Here is a 23,147-nt window from a genome sequence, read left to right as displayed (position 1 = left end):
TTTTCGTATCATACAGCAAAAAGCCCCGCATGGCGGGGCTCTCAAAACTCTTCTCGTCACGATGCCGGCGGGGGACTATCCGTCACTGCCGGTGTTGGGGCGGTTCTTGCCGACATTCGTATTCGTAGATGCCGTCTTGCCGTCCGGGCCCTGGCCATAATAGGTGCCGCCCAGATGGCCGCCGGAACTGGTGTTCTCTACCTGTCGTTCGGCACGTTTGACGGCCTGTTCGACGTTGCTTTTGCTCATGTGTGCCTCCAGCTTTCGGGGTTGGTGACAGAGGCGTAACCGCCCTTCCCCGAAGTTGTTCCCCAAAAGAGACCTGTCTCAGATCATCCAATTTATGTGCAGGTGCGAAAAGCACTTGACGCAGCGACTGCACCCACCTATTTGGGAACGATCATTTCCAAATTATGCCGCAGCCATGGACACCAATTCCCCATCCACCCCCGCCCTGCGTCCGCCCGGCCGTCCCATCGGACGCCCGCGCGAATTCGAGATCGAAGAAGCGCTCGACAAGGCGATCGTCGTCTTTTCCGAGCGCGGATATCATGCCGCCTCGATTTCGGAGCTGAAAGAAGCGATGGGCCTTGCCGCCGGCAGTCTCTACAAGGCCTTCAAGGACAAGAAGGCGATCTTTCTGGCCTCCTTCGACCGCTACAAGCAGGTGCGCAACGCCCTGCTGGAATCCGAGATCGCGAAGGGCGAGAACGGCCGCGACAAGATTTTCCGCATGCTGCGCTTTTACGCCGAGGCGTCTGAGGGCGAAACGGGGCGGCGGGGTTGTCTCGTCGTCGGCACCGCCACGGAACTCGCCATCGCCGACGCCGATGCTGCCGAACGGGTGAGGCTCTCCCATGCCCGCAGCGAGGCTTTGATCGAAAGCCTGCTGCGCGAGGGCCAGGCGGACGGCACGATCGCCGCCGGCGTCGATCCGCCGCAAACGGCAAAAATCCTGCTCTGCATCATGCAGGGCATGCGCGTCATGGGCAAGACCGGCGCCGATACCGGCCATGCCTTTCTCGTGGCGGAGACCGCCATGAAACTTCTCGACTGATTTTCTGACCTGATCCTTTCCCTAAGGAACCTTCCTCCCAAGGAGCTTCTTCATGACCAGCAATACTGCAACGACGGCCGCGCCTGCGGCTCCTTCCGCCATGTCGGCCGGCATGACCTTCGTCATGGCGCTCGCCTGCGGGCTCGTGGCCGCCAATCTCTACTACGCCCAGCCGCTCGCCGGCCCGATTGCCGCTTCGATCGGCCTTCCGGCGCATGCGACCGGCCTCATCGTGACGCTGACCCAGATCGGCTACGGCCTCGGCCTGCTTTTGGTCGTACCGCTTGGCGACCTGCTCGAAAACCGCCGCCTGATCCTGATCATGATCGGTGCGGTGACGCTCGCCCTTCTCGCCGCCGGCCTCTCCACCTCGTCGGTGCCCTTCCTCGCCGCATCGCTGGCGATCGGGCTTGCCTCCACGGCCGTGCAGATGATCGTGCCCTTCGCCGCGAGCCTCGCGCCGGATGCGCATCGCGGCCGGGTGGTCGGCAATGTCATGAGCGGCCTGATGATCGGCATCATGATGGCGCGCCCCGCAGCGAGCTTCATCGCCGAGTTCTCGTCCTGGCATCTCGTCTTCTTCCTGTCGGCCGCCGTCATGGTCCTGCTCGGCCTGGTGCTGGCGATGCGCCTGCCGAAGCGGATGCCGCAGACCAGGCTTTCCTATGGCGCTCTCATCGCGTCGATGGGGACGCTCTACATGAGCCAGCCGGTGCTGCGCCGCCGCGCCTTCTACCAGACCTGCCAGTTCGCGGCCTTCAGCGTGTTCTGGACGGTGACGCCGCTGGTGCTCGCCGGCCCCGCCTTTCAGCTCAGCCAGGCCGGCATTGCCGTTTTCGCGCTGGTCGGCGTCGCCGGGGCCATCGCCTCGCCGGTCGCCGGCCGGCTCGCCGACCGCAACCTATCGAGGCCTGCCACCATGTTCGGCATCCTTGCCGTGGCGGCGGCCTATCTCATCACCCATGTCGCGCCGGAGGGCTCGACCCTGGCGCTCGCCCTCCTGGCGCTTGCGGCGATCCTGCTCGATTTCGGCGTGACGATGACCATGGTCATCAGCCAGCGGGCGATCTATGGCCTCGGTGCCGATCTGCGCGCCCGCCTGAACGGCCTCTTCATGGCGACCTTCTTCCTCGGCGGTGCGGTCGGTTCGGCCGTCGGCGCATGGGCCTTTGCGGAAGGCGGCTGGCCGTTCGCCTCGGCGATCGGGCTGACGCTGCCGGTCATCGCCTTCCTCTACTTCCTCATGGAGAGACGGCCGCAACCGGCTCCCGCCGAATGAGGAAGGCGACAGCGATATCGCCCGCATGACGAACCGGATCACGTTCGAGGATGAACTCGAACGTGATCGGATTGCCGCTGCGACCGCCGCTAGTCTAGCGACCTGCAGCCGGAGGGACAGGCAGGGCCGAACCATCCTTCGCCCTGCTCGTCAGATGGTGAAAACTGCCGTTCCGGAATTCGAAGAAATGGGCGCCCTTCTGGCTCTCCTCGTTCAGCACGCCGGAAAACACGATCAGACGGCTGTCCTTGCGATAATAGAAGGGCTCGCCTTCGCCCCAGCAGCAGATCGAATAGGGAAGCCAGGTCACCGCGCCGCTGCGGGCGTCGATTACCGCGCCGCCCAGACATTCCGCTCCGCAGCCCCAGGTGGCTAGGATGTAATGGCCGGCGAAATTCACCGGCCTCTTCGCCCCTTCCCGCAGCCGCGTCGCGAAGGCCTGTTCGTCCTTGGTCGCCAGCCTTGCCGGCGCCCTCGGCCCGACATAGACCTTTTCGGCGAATTGCATGAATTTCGGCACCTCGTCAGCGACGGCGACGATCGGGGAAGCAAGCCGGAGGCCGGCGATCAATGCGAGGATATGTACTTTCCGCGTCATGTTCCCGACACCCCCCGGCCCTAGAGAGCGGCCTTGCCCATAGGTGCAACAGTTTTCAGAACCGGAAGATTTGCGCAATGAAAGTTTTGATGGTCGATGTCGACGGCGTTCTCGTGCATGGGCGGCCTGCCGACGGATTGCCGTTCGCCACCTATCTGGAGCGCGATCTCGGATTGCCGGTGGAGGTGCTGCAGCGGGAATTCTTCAAGCCTTACTGGCCGGATATCGTCACCGGCCGCGAGCCGATCGAACCGAGGCTGACCGATGTACTGTCGAGGATCGCGCCGCATCTCGAAGCGGAAACGCTGCTGCAATACTGGTTCGAGAACGATTCGCGGCTGGATGAGCAGCTGCTGACGGATCTCGCGGCGCTTCGGGAAACCGGCGTGGCGCTTTATCTCGCCACCAACCAGGAGCACCGCCGCGCCGCCTGGCTGCTTGGCAAACTCGGTCTCGCAGCCCGTTTCGACGGCATCTTCTATTCCGCCAAACTCGGCCACAGGAAACCGGGCCTGGACTTCTTCCGCCTCGCAACGGCCGAAACCGGCGTCTCGCCGCCGGATATCGGCTTCATCGACGATGCTGCGGAGAATATCGAGGGCGCCCGCCTTTTCGGCTGGAACGCGGTCCAGTGGACGCAGGGAATGGCGCTTCGCGGGGCATTCGCTCCCTTGTCCGGGCACGCCATCTCAGAAGCCAAGTGACGGGACCGGCCAGGCCGGTCCCGCGCCTGGATGAGCCGGTCTACTCGACCAGATTGATCTCTTCCGTCTCGCCGCCTTCGCAGGTGTAGCAGCAATCCTCGCAGGTTTCCTTATTGTTCGGGCCGGTGCCCCAATAGGTCTGTTTGTCGCCGGAAACCCAGGCGCCGTAGCAGATCTTCTCGCCCTGCTGGCAGGAGAGCGGGATCTGTTTGGTCTCGCCGTCGTCGAGATAATAGACCTGGTTGTTGCCCGGCCAGACGTGCCTGCGGTCCTGGCTGTAAAGCTCGACTTCGACGGCATTCGGATGGTCGTTCTTCATGATGAAAGTCACATCGGCGGCCATGGCCGGGATAGCGGTCCCGCCCAGAGTGATCGCAAGTGCCAGTCCAGCCGCCCGGCGAATTGCCGGCAGCGAATTCAGTTTCAACATTGGGTCCCCCTTCAGAAGCGTTTGCTCATGCGCACGCGCGCGCATGAGACATCATTTTCTGAAGGAAGGCGAGTGAGGGAAATTGCGTATTTGCCTCACGCGGCCAGGCCAAGCCGCTTGTAGAACAGCGTCGTGTCGCAAAAGCCGCCCTCCGGCCACAGGGCGTAGTCGGGAATGACGCCGACCCGCTCCCAGCCGAAGCGCGGATAGATCTTTTCGGCGTCGCTGCCGGTCGCGGTATCGAGCACCAGGAGGGTGCGGCCGCGCCGGGCGGCCTCCGCCTCCACCGCGTCCATCAGCCTGCGCGACAGGCCGAGCCCGCGGGCCGAACGGTGCACCAGAAGCTTCATCAGGTCGCCGCGATGCGGCTGGTTCGGCTTCGAGGCAAGTCCCACCTGCACCGTTCCGACGACCTTGCCATTCACTTCGGCCACGGCGAGGATGATGCCGCCCCTTGCCACCGCATCGGCGATCTCGTTCCAGTAACCGACGGCGTCCTTGGGCTCGAAGGGCAGCATGAAGCCGAGCGAGGCGCCGCCGTTGATGCAGTCGGAAAGGGTCTCGCAGAGGTCGTCGATCGCTGCACGGGCCTCGTCGGCGGTGATGATGCGGATGGTCGTCATGTTCGGTTCTCTCGGGTTCTAGCGGCCACGGTCGAGGATGACCGCGTAACGGGCAGGCCTGTCGGACGGATTGTGGAAATCGAAGGCGTCGCCGATATGCATATAGAGGCAGTCGCCGGGGTGGAGCGTGTGTACGGTCTCGCCGATGATCATCTCCAGCACGCCCTCGAACAGCCAGACATGCTGGGTCATGACCCGGCTTTCCGCGCGCGGCGGAAAACTGACCCGCGCGCCGGCCGGAAAATCCACCTCAACGATATCCACCCGGCTCGGCATGCCGGGCGGCGAGACGGCGCGGCGCAGATAACCGGTCTGCGGGTCGCGCCAGAGCTTCTGATCCGCCCTGCGGCTGAGGGGTGAATACGCCGGCTCGTCATCCGCGAAAAAGGCCGAGAGCGACAGGCCGAGGGCCTCCGAAAGCCTGGCGAGCAGCGCCGCCGTCGGGCTCGCCTCGGCCCGCTCGATGCGGGAAATCATCGCGCGGCTGACACCCGACCGTGCGGCCAGTTCGTCGAGCGTCAGCCCCGCCGCCGTGCGCAGCGTCTTCAACCGCTCGCTGATGGCCGTCTCGATGCCGTGGTCCGTCTCTTCCATGATCTGAGAATTGCATTCTCTTATCATGGAATCAAGCTCTCGCATGATGGATGCATGAAATTTGTGAGTGCATGGCGTTTCCGCGATAGCGTCCGTCACCGTCGATCGGCTATGGGGAGCTTTGACGGAACGGCGCCGGCCCTGGCGTCGCTCCCTGCCCGGAGAGACGAGAGATGAACGGCCAGACATTCGAAACGGCGTCGCCCTTTTCGATCGCCAGCATCGTCGTCTCGATGACGATCGCGGCGATCGGCAGCGGCGTGATGTTCGCCTACGTGCCCTTCATGCTAACCCATTCCGCCGCGCCCTGGGCGGCGGGCGCCGCCGTCACCGCCGTCGCTTTCGGCGGACTGATCGGCTGCGTCGTCGGCGGGCCGCTGATCCGGCGGGTCGGGCATGCGCGGCTCTTCGCCTGCTCGATGGCCATGGTGGTGATCGCCGCGGTGCTGATCGCCGCCGACCTGCCCGCCTATGTGTGGATCCTCGCGCGCGGCATCTACGGCGCGGCCGCCAATGTCAACTTCATCATCGCCCAGAGCTGGCTCAACCACGCGGCCTCCAACGAATGGCGCGGCAAGGCGATGTCCTTCTTCTACATGGCCTATGTCCTGGGCCTCGGCTGCGGCGCCTGGCTGTTCGGCCGGATCCCGACCGACGGCAATCTGGCGCCGCTCGCGGTCATCTTCTTCACCGCGCTCGCCATCCTGCCGATCGGGCTGACCCGCCTGCCGAACCCGCCGGCGCCGGCAAACGTCAACGTCAACATCAAGATGGCCTGGCGGATTTCGCCGGTCGGCCTTGTGGGGGTGCTGGCGTCCGGCGGGCTTTCCATGGTGATCCAGGGGTTCACCCCCATCTATGCCGCCACCAACCAGGTCTCGCAGGCGGATGTGGCGCTGCTGATGTTCGTGATGCAGACCGGGCTGCTGTTCATCCAGTATCCGCTCGGCGTGCTTTCCGACCGCATCGACCGGCGCTTCGTGCTGCTCATCACCTGCGGCCTGATCGTCATGGCGGGCTTTGCGGCGCTTTTCGTCTCCTTTTCCACCATCGTCGTCCTGATGATCGTCTTCCTCGTCTTCGGTGGCGCGGTGGAGACGGTCTATTCGGTCGCCAATGCGCATGCCAACGACCGGGCCGATCCCGGCGATTTCGTGCCGCTCTCGTCCACGCTGCTTGTCGCCTGGTCGACGGCGGCGACCATCGTGCCGCTGGGCGTCACGCTTCTCACCCCGGCCTTCGGCCAGCACACCTTCATCTATGCGGTGATCCTGGTGGCGATCGTCTATGCGGCCTATGTGCTGTGGCGCCTCAAGGAGCGCCAGGCGGTGCCGATGGGCGAACGCGAGAATTTCGGCCTCCGCAGCGCCCAGGTCCCGAACGCCTCCGTGCTCACGGAGCCGGACCCGACCGGAGCGGAAACCGGAAAACCCGGCGGATAAGGCCTTTCATCCTCAACGAAAGGTTATCTTTCCGCTTTGCGGCAGGGGACTGCGCTGCTATATGCGCCAGCCATGAGCACCAATTCCGCCCGCACGCCGCTTGACCATATCCGCAATTTCTCGATCGTGGCCCATATCGACCACGGCAAGTCGACCCTGGCCGACCGGCTGATCCAGACGACGGGCGGCCTCGCCGAGCGCGAAATGTCGGAACAGGTGCTGGACTCGATGGATATCGAGCGCGAACGCGGCATCACCATCAAGGCCCAGACGGTCCGCCTGCACTACAAGGCGAAGAACGGCGAGACCTATATCCTGAACCTCATCGACACACCCGGCCACGTGGACTTCGCCTACGAAGTGTCGCGTTCGCTGTCGGCCTGCGAAGGTTCGCTGCTCGTCGTCGACGCCTCCCAGGGGGTCGAGGCGCAGACGCTCGCCAACGTCTACCAGGCGATCGACAACAACCACGAGATCGTCACCGTCCTCAACAAGATCGACCTGCCGGCGGCCGAACCCGACCGCATCAAGGAGCAGATCGAGGAAGTGATCGGCATCGACGCTTCCGACGCCGTGCTGATTTCGGCCAAGACCGGCCTCGGCATTCCGGACGTGCTGGAAGCCATCGTCCACAAGCTGCCGGCGCCGAAAAGCCCGGAAGGCGAGAAGGGCCCGCTGAAGGCGCTGCTGGTCGACTCGTGGTACGACACCTATCTCGGCGTCATGGTTCTGGTGCGCATCATCGACGGCGTTCTGACCAAGGGCCAGACCATCCGCATGATGGGCACGGACGCCAAATACACGGTCGAGCGCGTCGGCGTGCTGACCCCCAAGATGGTCAATGTGGATTCACTCGGTCCCGGCGAGATCGGCTTCATCACCGCCTCGATCAAGGAAGTGGCCGATACCCGCGTCGGCGATACGATCACCGAAGACAAACGTCCGACGGCGCAGGCCCTGCCCGGCTTCAAGCCGGCCCAGCCGGTGGTGTTCTGCGGGCTCTTCCCGGTCGATGCCGCCGATTTCGAGGACCTGCGCGCCGCCATGGGCAAGCTTCGCCTCAACGACGCCTCCTTCTCCTTCGAAATGGAAAGCTCCGCAGCACTCGGCTTCGGTTTCCGCTGCGGCTTCCTCGGCCTTCTGCATCTCGAAATCATCCAGGAGCGCCTGGAGCGCGAGTTCAACCTCGATCTCGTCGCCACCGCGCCTTCGGTCGTCTACCAGATGACGCTGACCGACGGCACCGAGAAGGAACTGCACAACCCGACCGACATGCCGGACGTGGTGAAGATCGACGAGATCCGCGAGCCGTGGATCAAGGCGACGATCCTCACCCCGGACGAATATCTCGGCGGCATCCTGAAACTCTGCCAGGATCGCCGCGGCATCCAGACCGACCTCACCTATGTCGGCACGCGGGCGATGCTGACCTACGAACTGCCGCTCAACGAAGTGGTGTTCGATTTCTACGACCGTCTGAAATCGATCTCGAAGGGTTACGCCTCCTTCGACTACACGATCATGGATTACCGCGCCGGCGACCTCGTGAAGATGTCGATCCTGGTCAACAGCGATCCGGTCGATGCGCTCTCGATGCTCGTCCACCGCTCGGCCGCCGACCGCCGCGGCCGCGGCATGGTCGAGAAGCTGAAGGAACTGATCCCGCCGCATATGTTCCAGATCCCGATCCAGGCCGCTATCGGCGGCAAGGTGATCGCTCGCGAAACCGTGCGGGCGCTGCGCAAGGATGTGACCGCCAAGTGCTACGGCGGCGACGCCACCCGCAAGCGCAAACTTCTGGAAAAGCAGAAGGAAGGCAAGAAGCGCATGCGCCAGTTCGGCAAGGTGGAAATTCCGCAGGAGGCGTTTATTGCGGCACTGAAGATGAACGACGAATGAGGAATCCTCTCGCCGCGCAGACGCGCGGCGGCTGGATCCCGGCTCAAGGCCGGGATGACGGGTGAGAGGTGCCCTCGGATCACGACGCATCGCGTTCGCCAAATATCGGCATCGGAGCATCCCGCTGGTGCAGATTCGATTTCCCTTGTGGCACCGGCACCCCTCCTCTCCCGTCATTCCTGTCCCCGGACTTGATCCGGGGATCCGTCACAGGAATCCAGCGGCGCCGCGTCGGCGGTGCGAAAAACTCCTTTTGAATCGGCAACAAACAAGAGTCCTCGAACCGCGCAGACGCGCGGCGGCTGGATCCGGCTCAAGGCCGGGATGACGGGGAGGAATAGCCTCTCGCAAGCGAACGCGCAGCTGCACCAAACAGCAAAGCGGTGGCCAGCCTGATCTAGCTCACCACCGCCCTGCCTCCATCACGCCCTCACGGAATCCGCGCAATCGCCTTGATCTCGAAATCGAAGCCGGCCAGCCAGTTGACGCCGACGGCGGTCCAGTTGGGGTAAGGTTTTTCGGTGAACGTGGCATCCTTCACGGCAAGAATCGTATCGAACTGCTTTTCCGGGTCGGTATGGAAGGAGGTGACGTCGATGATGTCGTCGAGCGTGCAGCCGGCGGCCTTCAGCACTGCTTCGAGATTGGCGAAGGCCAGTTCCACCTGCTTCCTGAAATCAGGCTCGGGCGAACCGTCCTCGCGGCTGCCGACCTGGCCGGAAACGAACAGCAGATCCCCGGAGCGGATCGCCGCCGAATATTTGTGGATCTCGTAGAGGGCCTGGCGGCCGGCGGGAAAGATTGCGTCGCGTTTGATCATTCTCTTCATCCTGGTTGAAACGAGCGGGCGCGTGGGCCAGCCCCGGCGTTGCGGAGCCAATTTACATACGTTCCGTATCTCAACAAATGGGAACATACGACGCGTATGTCAATGAGAGGGCACGGATTATCGGGTCGAGCATCCGCGGGGATGAAAAATGGCGATCCGGAAAATAAGGTTTCGTATTTTCAGTCGCTTAGCTGTCGATGAGGAGAAATCTACAGCATTTTCATCCCCGCCTCGGCAGTCCGGCCTACAATCTGTCCGTCCCGTTTCGGATACGCTGGCAGGCGTGCCAGTCAGACGGGGCCGGCGCGGGTGTCGGGGGTGAGACGCAAAACCTCGGCATCCGGGTTCGCGGAAAATGGTTTCCCTCCGGCGACACGGGAGAAGCGATGCGGTTACGGACCGGCCTTTTCGCTTCCGATGCCCGAAAAAGCGCGCCGGGCGTGCCTGTGCGGCACACATGAGGGCTGACCCGGATGGTTTCGCCGGATTTCTGGTCTGGATTCCCGGATCAGGTCCGGGGACGGAACCGGCGGCAAAGGACCGTCCGGTCAGGCCTTCGCAGAGGAACCGGAGTCGCGGGCACAAACAGCCGAAAGGGGCGCTGAAAGGTGTCACCTACTACTTAACTACGAGGCAGCTTTCAGCGCCCCGTCCGATCCTCGTCCTCGTCCTCGGGTTTAACCCGAGGATCGCCCGAGGGTGAGGACAACGAAAGACCCCTTCCTCCTCCTCGGGAGGGCGAAGCGAAAATCGGAGATCGCCAAGGGAGGAGTGTGTCAGGCGCATCCATGTCAGTGCGGGCTTCGAAAGGACGGCCTGGGCAGGTCTTCGGACGTGATCCAGACACGGCCGTCGAACGCCACCTCGCCGCAACCGAGCTTCCGGCTGGCGATGGTCTCGATGAGCGAGAGTTTCGAGCGGACGTCGCCGATCCTGCCGTCGTCCACGACGCAGACCGCCTGGCAGGTGCCGCCGTCACGCATCACGAGAAGCGTGTGGTGGCTGGTCCGCAATATCTTGTCTGGCAATGTCACGAGCGTCATGCCCTGTCCTCCGGTCCGCGAATTGCAAGCAACCCCTGAAGCCGAGGCTCGGAGAATATGATGAACAAAAGGTTAATTCGGGCGAATTTCCCTGCGCACTCACCGTCCGGCTTTCGCCTGCCCGCCTTTCGCATCCGCTTCCCGGAGCGGCGCCCGGCTGAGCTCGTTGCCGGCGGCGATCGCCTTGCGCAGAAGCCGCATCAACTCGTTCGCCTCGTCGTCGCTCAAGCCCTGGATCATCAGCCGCTGCGCCGCCTCGACTGCCGGCGTGATGCCCGTAAGGGTCTGCCGGCCTTCCTCGGTGATCCGCAACGCGCGGGCGCGCCTGTCCTTCACGCTTGCAGTGCGCTCCAGGAGGCCTTTCTGCACCAGCCGGTCCACCACGCCGCCGATGGTCGTCCGGTCGTAAGCGATCATCCCGGCCAGCGTCACCTGATCGAGGCCGGGATTGGCGCTGATCGCCGCAAGGGCCGCGTACTGAACCGGTGTCAGATCATAGCCTGCGGCTTCGGCTTGCGAATGAAAAACCGCCACCGCGATCTGCTGGAACCGGCGGGCCAGGTGACCCGGCATTTCGTTATTGTCCTTCACCCACGATCTCCAACTTCGCCACGACATATTGACAGTATACTGATGATCAGCATACTGTTCAATTCATCGGGGACGAACACGTCCTTTTCACATCATCCTAACATGCGGCGCTCCGGCGTCGAGATGGCCGGCCCCCTTGGAAGGCGGCCTTCGAGCACAGGGGAAGAGACAGGTCATGCAATTTCATCTCAACGGTTTTCGCATCGGCGATCCGGGTCTTGCCGAACCGTCCGCACAGGCTTTGCCGCATTCGGACGGGCTGCCAGCCGAAGTCGACGTGCTGATCGTAGGCTGCGGCCCGGCGGGGCTGACGCTCGCGACCCAGCTTTCCGCCTTCCCCCGCATCAGGACCTGCATCGTCGACCAGAAGCCCGGTCCGTTGCAGCTCGGCCAGGCCGACGGCATTGCCTGCCGCACACTGGAGATGTTCGAGGCTTTCGGTTTTGCCGAACGCGTGCTGAAGGAATCCTACTGGGTGAACGAGACCTCGTTCTGGAAACCGGATGAAGTTGAGCGTAGGAACATCGTCCGCCACGGCCGCATTCAGGATGTGGAGGACGGGCTGTCGGAAATGCCGCACGTCATCCTCAACCAGGCCCGGGTGCACGATTTCTATCTCGATGTCATGCGCCGCTCCGCCAGCCGGCTGGAGCCGCATTACTCCCGCCGCTTCGTCGATCTCGACATCGATACCGCGGCATCCGCCGGCACCCATCCCGTGACCGTCCGGCTCGAACGGGTCGATGCCGGGCATGAAGGAGAGATCGAAACGGTGAGGGCCCGCTACGTCGTGGGTTGCGACGGCGCCCGCAGCGGCGTGCGAAAATCGCTCGGGCGGGAGCTGACGGGCGATTCCGCCAACCAGGCCTGGGGCGTGATGGATGTGCTTGCCGTCACCGACTTTCCGGATATCCGCCTCAAGGGCGTGATCCAGTCTGCCGACGAAGGCAGCATCGTGCTCATCCCGCGGGAAGGCGGCTACCTCGTCCGCATCTATGTGGAACTCGACAAGCTCTCGGAAAACGAGCGGGTGGCGAGCAGGAACATCACCGTCGAGCATCTCATCGCCGCGGCGCAACGTGTCCTCCACCCTTACAGATTCGAGGTGAAGGAAGTCGCCTGGTGGTCGGTCTACGAGATCGGCCAGCGTCTGACGGACAAGTTCGACGACGTCCCGGAGGCGGAGATCGCGACACGGCTGCCGCACGTCTTCATCGCCGGCGATGCGTGTCATACGCATAGTCCAAAGGCAGGCCAGGGCATGAACGTCTCCATGCAGGACGCGTTCAATCTGGGCTGGAAGCTCGCGGCCGTGCTCGAGGGACGTTCGCCGCCGGAACTGCTGCACAGCTATTCGGCCGAGCGGCAGGCGATCGCCAAGGAACTGATCGATTTCGACCGCGAATGGGCGAAGATGCTGAGTGCGCCGCTGAAATCGCCCGGCAACCCGGGCGGCGTGGATCCGGCGGAAGTCCAGCAATATTTCGTCAGGTCCGGGCGTTATACCGCCGGTACCGCGACCCGCTATGCGCCTTCGGTCCTCACCGGCGAGGCGACCCATCAGCATCTCGCCGATGGGCTGCCGATCGGTACGCGCTTCCACTCCGCGCCGGTCATTCGCCTCGGCGATGCGAAGCCCGTGGAACTTGGGCACATGGCCAAGGCGGATGGGCGCTTTCGCCTCTATGCCTTTGCCGGCCAAGGCGACAGGGCCCAGCCGGGGTCACGGCTCGCAGCGGTTTGCGATTTCCTCGCCGGCTCCGCTGCGTCGCCGGTACTGAGATACACGCCGGAAGGCAGCGATATCGACGCGGTGATCGATGTCCGCGCGATCTTCCAGCAGGGCCATCGCGAGCTTGCGGTCGAGGCCATGCCTTCCCTGCTTTTGCCGGCCAAGGGGCGGCTGGGGCTGCGCGACTACGAAAAGATGTTCTGCCCGGACCTCAAGAACGGCAGGGATATTTTCGACCTGCGCGGCATCGACCGCGAACGGGGCTGCATGGTCGTCGTGCGGCCAGACCAATATGTCGCGCATATCCTGCCGCTGGAGGCGCATGCGGAGCTCTCAGCATTTTTCGCAGGCTTCATGCTTGCGCCCACACCGGCCTTCAGTTCCGCCTCACCGCCCAGGGCATCGGCTGCCGGTTGAGGAAGGCATCGATGCCGGCCTTGCCTTCGTCGCTTTCCCAGCGATCGGCGAGCAGGCCGATGCTGTAGCTCACGGGGTCGTCGATGGCTTCGCGGGCAAGGGTGCAAACAAGGCTCTTGGCGCTGGCGACGGCGCCGGGGGCGCAATCGAGAAGGGCGGAAACTTCCACATCGACCGCCGCATCGAGCTGGCCGACGGGGCAGGCGACCGAGACGAGGCCGATTTCGTGAGCCGTCAGGGCATCGAAGCGGCGGGCATTGAGGAACAGCCGCCGGGCGTGCCCCTCGCCGATGCGGCGCACGACGTAAGGCCCGATCGTTGCCGGAATGAGGCCGAGCCGCGTTTCGGTCAGTCCGAACTCGGCGCCTTCCGCCGCCACGACGATATCGCAAACCGACATGAGGCCGATGCCGCCGCCGAAAGCGTTGCCCTGCACCCGGCCGATCAGCGGCTTAGGCAACTCGTCCAGCGCCTTCAGCATCCCTGCGAGCTCGGTCGCGCCCTCGATCTTGCCCTGCCTGACCTTCGCCGCCTGGTCACGCATCCAGGAAAGATCGCCGCCGGCGCAGAAGGTCGGGCCTGCGGCTGCGAGCACCACGACCCGGACCGCGTCATCGGCGGCGAGCCTGCCGGCCATTCCGGCAAGTTCGGCGATCATCGCGGCATTCATGGCATTGTGCTTGTCCGGCCGGTTGAGCGTCAGCGTGGCGACGCCGCGCGTATCCGTCCCGAGCGTCAGCGTTTCGCAGGCCGACATCAGCGTGCTCCCCTCAAGCCTCGGGCGAAGCTTTCGGCCTCGGCAAGGCGCTCGCGGTCGATGCGCGTTTCGAAGCCCATGGCGGCCAGATGATCCACGGTCCTGCCCGTCGCGACATTGCCCTCCGCGCCAGGCGCATAGGGGCAGCCGCCGAGGCCGCCGGCTGCCGCGTCGAAGACCCGAAGCCCCTTTTCCAGCGATACCGTGATATTGTCGAGCGCCCGGCCATTGGTATCGTGGAAATGCCCTGCCAGATTTTCGGCGGGTAGCCGGTCCAGCACGGCGTCCAGCATGGCCGCCACGCGGTCCGGCGTGCCTGTGCCGATCGTATCGGCCAGCGCCACTTCGCCGCAGCCGAGCGCATGCAGTTCGGCCGCAACCCTTGCCGCCTGCGCCGGCGGCGTCGGGCCGTCGAATGGGCAATCCACGGCGCAGGACACATAGGCCCGCACCGGAATGCCGTCCTCGCGTGCCTGGCGGACGAGGGGTGCAAAACGCTCGAAACTTTCCGCGATGCTGCAATTGATGTTGCGGTGGCTAAAACCCTCCGAGGCGGATGCAAAGACCGCGACTTCATCCGCCCTTGCCGACATCGCCGCCTCATAACCCCGCAGATTCGGCGTCAGCGCCGTGTAGAGCGTACCCTTCCGGCGTTCGATGCCCGCCATGACCCGGGGGCCATCGGCCATCTGGGGCACCCAGTCGGCGCGCACGAAGCTGGTCACTTCGATCTTTTCGAAACCGCAGGCCGAAAGCAGGTCGACAAGTTCTATCTTGTCGGCGGTGGAGATGATCCGCTTTTCGTTCTGCAGCCCGTCGCGCGGGCCCATCTCGTGGATACGGACGAAGTCAGCCATTTTCCGTCCCCGGAGCCGGCTCCAGCACCAGGAGAACCGCGCCCTCCAGAACCTGCTCGCCCTGCGAGACCAGGACCTCGGCGATGCTGCCGTCACGCGGGGCGGAGAGTATCAGCTCCATCTTCATCGCCTCCATGACAGCCAGCGTCTCGCCCTTGGCAACCACCGCGCCGGGCGTGGCGCTCAGCAGTTTGACGAGGCCCGGCATGGGCGCGACGATCCGGTCGCCGACGCCGACAGCCTCGTCCTCGCCCGCGAGCGGATCGACGAGCGCGAAATGCCAGTTTTCACCATTGCCGAAGATCGTCACCTCGCGACCGGCGCGAACCGCGCCAAGACGGTGTTTCCGACCGGCGCTTTCGACAAGATAGGCGCCGTCGAAATGGGAGGCGCGCAGATCAAGGCCCGTGCCGTCAATCGCAACCGAATAAGCCCCCTCGCCTTTCGCGCCGAGTGAAATCGCCAGGTGCCGGCCACGATGCTCCAGCGCGACGAAATCGGAGGCTTCGGACCACAATCGGAATCCGGGTAAATTCCTCCATGGATCATGCGAGCTCGTTGGCTCCAGGGCGCCGGAGAGGAGAATGGCGGCCAAGCCAACGACTTCGGACGGGGCGGCATGGACCATCGTCAACTCGGCCAGATGCCGGTCGATCAAGCCCGTATCCGGCCTGCCTTCGGCAAAATCGGATTGATTCGTTAGCCGGCGAAGGAATGTGGCATTCGTCGTGACGCCGGCGGCGCGTACTTCCGCCAGGGCCAAGGAAAGACGTGCGAGCGCAGAGATCCTGTCCGGGCCGTGAGTGATGATCTTGGCGATCATCGGGTCGTAGAAGGGCGAGATGCGGTCTCCGGTTCGTACGCCGCTATCGACGCGGGCAAACTGCTTCGGCAGGTCGAGATGCGCAAGCGTGCCGGTGGCGGGCAGGAAACCTCGCTCGGCATCCTCTGCATAAAGCCGCGCCTCGAAGGACCAGCCGTTGATCGAAAGCTCGTTCTGTTTGAGAGGCAGCGGCTCGCCGGAGGCGACGCGCAATTGCCATTCGACCAGATCGACGCCGGTGATGGCCTCCGTTACCGGGTGTTCCACCTGCAGGCGGGTGTTCATCTCCATGAACCAGAAGCGGTCCGCCTTCAGTCCCTCGGAGGCATCGGCGATGAACTCAATCGTGCCGGCACCGGAGTAACCGATCGCTTGCGCGGCTTTCACGGCCGCCCCGCCCATGGCGCGGCGCATCTCGTCCGGCATGCCGGGGGCCGGCGCCTCTTCGATGACCTTCTGGTGGCGGCGCTGGGCCGAGCAATCGCGCTCGAAGAGATGCACGACATTGCCGTGGTCGTCGCCGAAAACCTGGATTTCGATATGGCGGGGATGGGTGATGTATTTTTCGATGAGACAGGCAGCGTCGCCGAAGGCGGCCAGCGCCTCGCGCTGGGCCGACGCCAAGGCGTCCGCGAAACCGGCGGCGTTTTCCACCCGCCGCATGCCCTTGCCGCCACCACCGGCCCGCGCCTTGATGAGAACCGGAAAGCCGATGCGCTCTGCCTCGGCCAGGAGAAAATCGGGCTCCTGCCGGTTGCCGTGGTAACCGGGTACGATGGGCACGCCGGCCTTTTCCATCAGCGCCTTGGCAGCGTCCTTCAGGCCCATGGCACGGATGGCAACCGGCGACGGGCCCATGAAACGGAGGCCCGCGGATGCGACGGCTTCAGCGAAGTCCGGGTTCTCGGAGAGAAAACCGTAACCGGGATGGATGGCGTCGGCACCGGTCTCCAGCGCCGCATCGATGATGATATCGCCGCGGAGGTAGCTCTCGGCGGCGGGTGATGGGCCGATGTGGACGGCTTCGCCGGCAAGCGAGACATGCAGGGCATCCCGGTCGGCATCGGAATAGACCGCGACGGTCGCGACGCCGAGGCGATGGCAGGTACGTATGATGCGGCAGGCGATTTCGCCTCGGTTGGCGATGAGGACTTTTTTCAGCATGGCAACAAACTCCCTCTCTCCCCCCTTGCGGGGGAGATGGCGAGGGCACAGCACCGGCTTCGCGCAGCAAAAGCGTACAGATCGTGGGAGGGGAACAAGAAATCCATCACCAACCTCTCACATCCGAAACACGCCGAAGCGTGTCTCCTCGATCGGCGCGTTCAACGCGGCAGATAAACTCAGCGCCAGCACCTGCCGCGTCTTTGCCGGATGGATGATGCCATCGTCCCAGAGCCTTGCGGAGGCGTAAAGCGGGTGGCTCTGCTCCTCGAACTGGTCGAGGACCGGCTGCTTGAAGGCCGCCTCTTCTTCCATGCTCCAAGACCTGCCACCGCGTTCGATCGCTTCGCGTCGGACGGTGGCCAATACGCCCGCCGCCTGCGGCCCGCCCATGACGGAGATGCGGCTGTTCGGCCAGGTCCAGAGAAAACGGGGCGAATAGGCCCGGCCGGCCATGCCGTAATTGCCGGCGCCGAAGGAGCCGCCGACGAGGATCGTCACCTTGGGTACTGAGGTGGTGGCAACCGCCGCGACCAGCTTGGCGCCGTGTTTGGCGATGCCTTCCGCTTCATATCTGCGGCCCACCATGAAGCCGGTGATATTCTGCAAGAAAACGAGCGGGATCTTTCGCTGCGAGCAGAGTTCGATGAAATGCGCGCCCTTCTGGGCACTTTCGGAAAAGAGAACGCCGTTGTTGGCGATGATGCCGATCGGAATTCCGAAGACATGTGCAAAACCGCAGGCGAGCGTCGTCCCGAACCGTGCCTTGAACTCGTCGAAACGGGAGCCGTCGACGATCCGGGCGATCACCTCGCGGATGTCATAGGGTGTGGAAAGGGAGGCCGGCACGATCGCGGCGATCTCTTCGGGATCGTAGAGCGGGTCCTCCGGCCGTTCGAGAGCGACGGTCCCGGGCTTGCGGGTATTGAGGCCGGCGACGGCGCGGCGAACCAGCGCCAGCGCATGGACATCGTCGCGGGCGAGATGATCGGCGACGCCCGAAAGCCTTGTATGGACATCGCCGCCGCCAAGATCCTCGGCGCTTACCTCCTCGCCCGTCGCGGCCTTCACCAGCGGTGGACCGGCGAGAAAGATCGTGCCCTGATCCCTGACGATGATCGCCTCGTCCGACATGGCCGGCACATAGGCGCCGCCGGCGGTGCACGAACCCATGACGGCGGCGATCTGGGCAATGCCCCTGGCCGACATGCGCGCCTGGTTGAAGAAGATACGGCCGAAATGATCGCGGTCCGGAAACACTTCGTCCTGGTTCGGCAGGTTGGCGCCGCCGGAATCGACGAGGTACACGCAAGGCAGGCGGTTTTCCTCGGCGATCTCCTGGGCGCGCAGATGTTTCTTCACCGTCATCGGGTAATAGGTGCCACCCTTCACCGTGGCATCGTTGGCGACGATCATCACCTCGCGGCCCTCGACTCTCCCTATCCCGGTAACGATGCCGGCCGCCGGGCTGGCGCCGCCATAAAGCCCGTGAGCTGCAGTAGCAGCGATTTCGAGGAAGGGCGAGCCATGATCCAGAAGGCGGGCGATACGATCGCGCGGCAGCAGCTTGCCACGTTTCACATGCCGCGCCCGCGCCTCTTCGCCGCCTCCGGCTTCCGCGAAAGCCACCGCGGCCTCGACTTCGGCAAGCCTTGCCTGCATGGCGACACGGTTCGCCGCGGCGGTTTCGCTTCGAGGATTGAACTGCGAGCGGAGAACCGCCATCAAGCCGTCTCCCTGAAGAGTTCGCGGCCGATCAGCATGCGGCGGATTTCCGACGTACCGGCGCCGATTTCCATCAATTTGGCATCGCGCAGCAACCGGCCGGTCGGATTGTCGTTGATATAGCCGTTGCCGCCGAGCACCTGGATCGCCTGCAAAGCCTGCTGGGTCGCCTGTTCTGAAGCATAGAGGCAGCAGGCGGCGGCATCCTGGCGGGTCACTACGCCGCGATCGCAGGCGGACGCGACCGCATAGACATAGGCGCGGGCCGAATTCATCGCCGTATACATGTCGGCAACCTTGGCCTGGATCAGCTGGAACTCGCCGATCGGCTGGCCGAACTGCTTTCGCTCGTGGACGTAAGGCATAACCACATCCAGGCAGGCATGCATGATGCCGATGCCGATCGCCGAGAGCACCACGCGCTCATAATCGAGGCCTGACATCAACACGCGGACACCGCCGCCTTCCGCGCCCATGACGTTCTCAGCCGGCACTTCACAATCCTGGAACACCAGTTCGCAGGTGTTCGAGCCGCGCATGCCGAGCTTGTCGAGCTTTTGCGCGGTCGAGAAGCCCTTGAAGCCCTTTTCGATGAGGAAGGCCGTGATGCCCTTCGGACCGGCGTCCGGATCGGTCTTGGCATAAACGACCAGCACATCCGCATCGGGGCCGTTGGTGATCCACATCTTGCTGCCGTTCACGACGTAGCGATCACCGCGCTTTTCGGCCCTCAGCTTCATCGACACGACGTCGGAACCGGCGCCGGGCTCGGACATGGCAAGCGCGCCCACATGTTCTCCCGAGCAGAGTTTCGGCAGATAGCGGGCCTTCTGCTCGGCGCTGCCGTTGCGGTTGATCTGATTGACGCAGAGATTGGAATGGGCGCCATAGCTCAGCGAGGTCGACGCCGATGCCCGCGCCAGTTCCTCGACGGCGACCACATGGGCGAGATAACCAAGCCCCGAACCGCCGAAATCCGGATCGGCGGTGATGCCGAGCAGGCCCAAGGCTCCGAGTTCCGGCCATAGATCGCGGGCGAATTCGTTGCTGCGGTCGATCTCGTCTGCCCGAGGCGCGAGTTTTTCCCGGGCGAAACGATGAACGGTTTCGCGCACCGCCTCGACCTCCTCGCCGAGGGCGAAATTCATGCTGGCGTGGAACACCTTGTCTCCTCCCGGTGCGCCGATATCCGATAGGGAAGTTGTGGGGCGGAAGATGCAGGCCGTCAATGGCCGCAGCGACGGCGTGACAAGATCGCAAGATACGGTCTTCCGGCTGACGGTCTTTGAAAAAAGATTGCCCTTATTGCGGCAGATGATGCGGATTGAGACCCGGCACCCATTGGGTGTTCGGCATTCTGGTGCCAGTATAGGTCACGCCGCTTTCGGTTTTGCAGCGATAAACACGGGTCGGCATCGTGTCGCCGTAGAGGATTTCGTAATTGCCGCGGCCACGGTAGACATATTCGATATCGGTCTCGCAGGTATAGGCGTTCTTCCGCACGCGCTCCGCTTCCGGAACCACACCCGGGAGATCCCTGAAGGCGGTCACCGGCTGCGAAGCCGGCCGCGCCCAGTCGATCCGATCACGTCCGGCGACGCGATTGCGTTCGGCCGCGAACAGCTCGACCGGAAACAGCGCGGCGAGAATGAGCGCCACGAGCATGACAGCCGGCAATATCCATGCACCCTTGAGCATGACTTCGCTCCTCATCCACCAAACCAGCGGACGAATCGAAGATATGAACGGCGAGCGGTCGATACTATGGGCCAGGGCCCACGTTTGCGTGATCATCGGCACTTATCCAATACGACGATAACCAGTCGGCTGTTCGTAAAGCCAACCGATGCGCTGAACCGCCGCCTCGAAATCTTCGCGCCCGACGCTCATCGTGTGGCCATTGGCATGCAACAGCGTCTCTTCGTTCTCCATGATGCCGACATGGCCTTTCCAGAAAACGAGATCGCCGCGCCGAAGTTCCTCGCGGGTGATGGGAAAACCGAAGGATGCCAGCATGTCGGAATCGCGGGGCGCGGACCTGCCCACCATCATCAACGAAAGCTGTACGAGGGCCGAGCAATCCAGCCCGAAGCCGGAGCGGCCACCCCACAGATAAGGCGTCTCGATGAATTTTCCGGCGACCGAGACATAGTCTTCGCCGAGGGTTTCACCGATCGGAAGGCAGTGCCGGGCGACAACCGCACCGCCGGTCGAGAGCAGCAGATATTTCGTTCCGCGGGTTTCCGCCTCGCCGGCAACCGTGACGCGGCTGCCCATGGAGAGGGCGCCAAGCGGCGGCTTGCGCAGCTCGGCCTCGGGATAGAGGAACGTGCGCGGTACGGCGATGCGATGGGTCGGCTCCTCCAGCGCGCCGAGCGCGGTTTCGGGGAGATATCCGACGTAACCGTCCTGATCCGCCTGCACCCAGGCAAAACCATTTTCCCGATCGAAGACCCGCACGGTTTCGCCAAAGAGAAGTTCCGTATCGATGCCGCGGGCAAGATCCGGCACGGGCCGGAGCTGAACCACCGGCACGTCGATGCGGGCCGGCTCGCCGCGCACGAAGGTCTCGGCCTCGACCGATCCTCTCAGGGTCTCGTCGGCAAGATCGGGGCGAAAGGCGTGCAGGCGTCTGTCAAGTGTCTTGGTCATGTCACGGTCCTGGCTGGCGCCCTTCCCTGATGATCAGGTCGCCCAGCTTTTCGAGGTAAAGCGCGCCGGCCACCGTGCGCTTGATCACCACGTTGCGGCGGTCGCGTTCGTCGCGTTCGCGGTCCACCAGGCCCATCTCGCTCATGGTGTCGAGCGCGCGGGTGATGACCGGCTTGGTGACGCTAAGCGTCGCGGCGAGCCCCCGCACGGTGTGCGGCGGCGGCACGAGGTAAATATGCAGCAGGATCGACATCTGGCGCAATGTCAGATCGCGCCCGTCATGCCGCACCTGCTCCAGCGACACCCGGTGCCAGAGACCCAGCGCTTCCGTCGCCGTCAGTTCAACCGGCATCACGACCCTCAGCTTCAAATCCCGCGGATTTTAAGCCGAAGGTCTTACCGGTTTATTTCGCGGCCATGCCGCGGATCACCTTGTAGAGCGCCCGGATGGCGAAAGCCTCGCCGCCGACCTGGGCATGCGGCCTGTCGGCCGTCACCCAGGCATAGATATCGAAATGCACCCAGCTTTTGGTGGCCGTCACAAACCGCTTCAGGAAAAGTGCCGCGGTGATGGCGCCCGCCATGCCGCCCGAAGGCGAATTGGTGATGTCGGCGGCGCGGGAACGGATATCCTTGTCGTAACCCATCCAGAGCGGCAGGCGCCACATGGGATCGGCCTCGGACCCGGAGGCCTCCATCAGCTTGCCCGACAACGCCTCGTCATCGGTGAAATAGGGCGCGAGCTCCGTGCCGAGCGCGACGCGGGCGGCCCCCGTCAGCGTCGACATATCGATCATCAGGTCCGGCGGGTTTTCATCGGCATAGGCAAGCGCATCGGCGAGGATCAGCCGGCCCTCCGCATCGGTATTGTCGATCTGCACCGTGATGCCCTTGCGGCTCCTGTATATATCGCCGGGACGGAAGGCATTGCCGGAAATCGAATTCTCGACCGCCGGCACGAGAACCTGAAGATCGACCGCAAGGCCGGCATCCATGATCATCAGCGCGAGGCCCATGACGTTCGCCGCGCCGCCCATGTCCTTCTTCATCAGCGCCATGTTGGCGGCGCCCTTGATGTCGAGGCCGCCGGTATCGAAGCAGACGCCCTTGCCGACCAGCGTGATGCGCGGGCGACCCTTCTCACCCCAGCGCATTTCGAGGAGCCGCGGCTGGGAGGCGCTGGCGCGGCCGACGGTGTGGACCAGCGGAAAGTTCTGCTTCAGCAGGTCCTCGCCGACGATCGACGTGACTTTGGCGCCGTAATGCTCCCCCAGCGCGCGAAACGCCGCCTCGAGCTCGATCGGCCCCATTTCGTTGGTCGGGATGTTGACGAGATCGCGCGCCAGGAAAACGCCCGCGAGCTGCCGCCGGATATCGGCATCGTCGGCCGAAGCGGCGATCGAAAGGCGCACATCCTTCGGCTTGTCGGACTTGTAGCGCGTGAAGCCGTAAGCACCGAGGCCGTAGCCCAGGGCGACCTGCTCCGCCGTGAGGGCCGTCGTTTCGACCTTCCAGTCGCCGGGCGGCAGGACTTTCGAAAGCTTGCCGGTGATGAAAGGCGCTTCGGCGGGATCGCTGCCGAGGCCGAAGAGGGCGCTGCCCACGTCGCCGGTTCCACCCTCCGGAACCAGCAGGAGCGCGCCCGCTTCCGCCTTGAAGCCCGCCGCCCTAGCCCAGGCGAGGACCGCGGCATCGAATCTACCCTCCTCCAGATCCGCGGGCGTTACGGCGTAAACGGTCTTTGCCGGCGCGTCCTTCGGGCCGAACGGAGAAGGGCGGTCGATATAGCTGTAGGGAATGGTCATGGAGAAACAGCCTTCGGAAGGGTCTGGAATCATTGGCCTTAACGATCTGTTAGGGTTAACAGTTTATTGCTGGAGTGGAAATGCGTTAATGCCTGCCGCCGGTTCGAAGGCGGCGCCGGACCGAAC

The 23,147-nt window shown here is 64.0% G+C and carries 23 protein-coding genes; 6 read left to right on the top strand and 17 right to left on the bottom strand.

The window, feature by feature from the left end; translation table 11 throughout:
• Nucleotides 1-75: 75 nt before the first annotated feature.
• Complete coding sequence (locus DMO26_RS33705; protein WP_162894914.1) at nt 76-249, bottom strand: hypothetical protein; 174 nt, start codon at nt 247-249, stop codon at nt 76-78.
• Nucleotides 250-424: 175 nt separating this feature from the next.
• On the opposite strand from DMO26_RS33705, the gene DMO26_RS15380 reads away from it, so the two are divergent.
• The gene (locus DMO26_RS15380) at nt 425-1,057 is read left to right on the top strand and encodes a TetR/AcrR family transcriptional regulator (RefSeq protein ID WP_117193022.1); all 633 of its coding nucleotides are present in this window, start codon (nt 425-427) and stop codon (nt 1,055-1,057) included.
• Nucleotides 1,058-1,109: 52 nt separating this feature from the next.
• Entirely contained in the window at nt 1,110-2,336 is a 1,227-nt protein-coding gene (locus DMO26_RS15375) for an MFS transporter (RefSeq protein ID WP_117193021.1), read from the top strand.
• Between the two features lie 94 nt (nt 2,337-2,430).
• Here DMO26_RS15375 and DMO26_RS15370 read toward each other — a convergent pair whose 3' ends face one another.
• Entirely contained in the window at nt 2,431-2,934 is a 504-nt protein-coding gene (locus DMO26_RS15370) for a hypothetical protein (protein WP_162894913.1), read from the bottom strand.
• A 77-nt stretch (nt 2,935-3,011) separates the two neighbouring features.
• On the opposite strand from DMO26_RS15370, the gene DMO26_RS15365 reads away from it, so the two are divergent.
• Nucleotides 3,012-3,638 carry an HAD-IA family hydrolase gene (locus DMO26_RS15365; RefSeq protein WP_117193019.1) on the top strand — a complete coding sequence of 209 codons (627 nt, stop codon included), beginning with the start codon at nt 3,012-3,014 and terminating at the stop codon, nt 3,636-3,638.
• A gap of 40 nt (nt 3,639-3,678) precedes the next feature.
• Here DMO26_RS15365 and DMO26_RS15360 read toward each other — a convergent pair whose 3' ends face one another.
• The 3 genes from DMO26_RS15360 to DMO26_RS15350 form a co-directional block, all read right to left on the bottom strand.
• Complete coding sequence (locus tag DMO26_RS15360) at nt 3,679-4,068, bottom strand: hypothetical protein (protein ID WP_117193018.1); 390 nt, start codon at nt 4,066-4,068, stop codon at nt 3,679-3,681.
• Nucleotides 4,069-4,163: 95 nt separating this feature from the next.
• Entirely contained in the window at nt 4,164-4,691 is a 528-nt protein-coding gene (locus DMO26_RS15355) for a GNAT family N-acetyltransferase (RefSeq protein WP_117193017.1), read from the bottom strand.
• An 18-nt stretch (nt 4,692-4,709) separates the two neighbouring features.
• Nucleotides 4,710-5,285 carry a helix-turn-helix domain-containing protein gene (locus tag DMO26_RS15350; protein ID WP_226951301.1) on the bottom strand — a complete coding sequence of 192 codons (576 nt, stop codon included), beginning with the start codon at nt 5,283-5,285 and terminating at the stop codon, nt 4,710-4,712.
• 173 nt (nt 5,286-5,458) lie between these two features.
• Between DMO26_RS15350 and DMO26_RS15345 the strand changes: the two genes are divergently transcribed.
• Both DMO26_RS15345 and lepA read left to right on the top strand, forming a co-directional pair.
• The gene (locus DMO26_RS15345) at nt 5,459-6,727 is read left to right on the top strand and encodes an MFS transporter (protein ID WP_117193016.1); all 1,269 of its coding nucleotides are present in this window, start codon (nt 5,459-5,461) and stop codon (nt 6,725-6,727) included.
• A gap of 72 nt (nt 6,728-6,799) precedes the next feature.
• The gene (gene lepA / locus DMO26_RS15340; RefSeq protein WP_117193015.1) at nt 6,800-8,626 is read left to right on the top strand and encodes a translation elongation factor 4; all 1,827 of its coding nucleotides are present in this window, start codon (nt 6,800-6,802) and stop codon (nt 8,624-8,626) included.
• 430 nt (nt 8,627-9,056) lie between these two features.
• On the opposite strand, the gene DMO26_RS15335 is transcribed toward lepA, so the two are convergent.
• The 3 genes from DMO26_RS15335 to DMO26_RS15325 all read right to left on the bottom strand — a co-directional run bounded on the left by DMO26_RS15335 (nt 9,057) and on the right by DMO26_RS15325 (nt 11,089).
• Nucleotides 9,057-9,446, bottom strand: a complete 390-nt coding sequence (locus tag DMO26_RS15335; RefSeq protein WP_117193014.1) for a RidA family protein — start codon at nt 9,444-9,446, stop codon at nt 9,057-9,059.
• An 800-nt stretch (nt 9,447-10,246) separates the two neighbouring features.
• Entirely contained in the window at nt 10,247-10,498 is a 252-nt protein-coding gene (locus DMO26_RS15330) for a hypothetical protein (RefSeq protein WP_117193013.1), read from the bottom strand.
• A gap of 99 nt (nt 10,499-10,597) precedes the next feature.
• Nucleotides 10,598-11,089, bottom strand: a complete 492-nt coding sequence (locus DMO26_RS15325) for a MarR family winged helix-turn-helix transcriptional regulator (RefSeq protein WP_117193012.1) — start codon at nt 11,087-11,089, stop codon at nt 10,598-10,600.
• Between the two features lie 175 nt (nt 11,090-11,264).
• Between DMO26_RS15325 and DMO26_RS15320 the strand changes: the two genes are divergently transcribed.
• A complete protein-coding gene (locus DMO26_RS15320; RefSeq protein ID WP_117193011.1) occupies nt 11,265-13,238 on the top strand; it encodes an FAD-binding monooxygenase in 1,974 nt (657 codons plus the stop codon).
• On the opposite strand, the gene DMO26_RS15315 is transcribed toward DMO26_RS15320, so the two are convergent.
• The 9 genes from DMO26_RS15315 to DMO26_RS15275 form a co-directional block, all read right to left on the bottom strand.
• Nucleotides 13,198-13,995, bottom strand: coding sequence for a crotonase/enoyl-CoA hydratase family protein (locus DMO26_RS15315; protein WP_117193010.1), 798 nt, complete (start codon nt 13,993-13,995; stop codon nt 13,198-13,200). The genes DMO26_RS15320 and DMO26_RS15315 overlap by 41 nt on opposite strands.
• Nucleotides 13,995-14,852: a hydroxymethylglutaryl-CoA lyase gene (locus DMO26_RS15310; protein WP_117193009.1), complete on the bottom strand. Its 858-nt coding sequence runs from the start codon at nt 14,850-14,852 to the stop codon at nt 13,995-13,997. Before DMO26_RS15310 ends, DMO26_RS15315 begins: the two co-directional genes overlap by 1 nt.
• Nucleotides 14,845-16,839: an acetyl/propionyl/methylcrotonyl-CoA carboxylase subunit alpha gene (locus DMO26_RS15305; RefSeq protein WP_117193008.1), complete on the bottom strand. Its 1,995-nt coding sequence runs from the start codon at nt 16,837-16,839 to the stop codon at nt 14,845-14,847. Before DMO26_RS15305 ends, DMO26_RS15310 begins: the two co-directional genes overlap by 8 nt.
• A gap of 117 nt (nt 16,840-16,956) precedes the next feature.
• Nucleotides 16,957-18,564 (bottom strand): carboxyl transferase domain-containing protein, encoded by a 1,608-nt coding sequence (locus DMO26_RS15300; protein ID WP_117193007.1) that lies wholly within the window; start codon nt 18,562-18,564, stop codon nt 16,957-16,959.
• Nucleotides 18,564-19,712 (bottom strand): isovaleryl-CoA dehydrogenase, encoded by a 1,149-nt coding sequence (locus tag DMO26_RS15295; protein WP_205421224.1) that lies wholly within the window; start codon nt 19,710-19,712, stop codon nt 18,564-18,566. The genes DMO26_RS15300 and DMO26_RS15295 overlap by 1 nt, the downstream gene beginning before the upstream one ends.
• Before the next feature lie 154 nt (nt 19,713-19,866).
• Complete coding sequence (locus DMO26_RS15290; RefSeq protein WP_162894912.1) at nt 19,867-20,262, bottom strand: hypothetical protein; 396 nt, start codon at nt 20,260-20,262, stop codon at nt 19,867-19,869.
• 102 nt (nt 20,263-20,364) lie between these two features.
• On the bottom strand, nt 20,365-21,216 hold the full coding sequence (locus DMO26_RS15285; protein ID WP_117193004.1) for a C40 family peptidase: 852 nt from the start codon (nt 21,214-21,216) through the stop codon (nt 20,365-20,367).
• A gap of 1 nt (nt 21,217) precedes the next feature.
• Nucleotides 21,218-21,568, bottom strand: coding sequence for a MarR family transcriptional regulator (locus DMO26_RS15280; RefSeq protein WP_117193003.1), 351 nt, complete (start codon nt 21,566-21,568; stop codon nt 21,218-21,220).
• 52 nt (nt 21,569-21,620) lie between these two features.
• A complete protein-coding gene (locus tag DMO26_RS15275) occupies nt 21,621-23,021 on the bottom strand; it encodes a leucyl aminopeptidase family protein (RefSeq protein WP_117193002.1) in 1,401 nt (466 codons plus the stop codon).
• Nucleotides 23,022-23,147: the final 126 nt, after the last annotated feature.

Source organism: Rhizobium terrae (genome assembly GCF_003425685.1).
Classification (GTDB): Bacteria; Pseudomonadota; Alphaproteobacteria; order Rhizobiales; family Rhizobiaceae; genus Neorhizobium; species Neorhizobium terrae.
The sequence above is the reverse complement of the archived record's forward strand: the minus strand, read 5'-3'. Positions and strand labels throughout refer to the sequence as shown.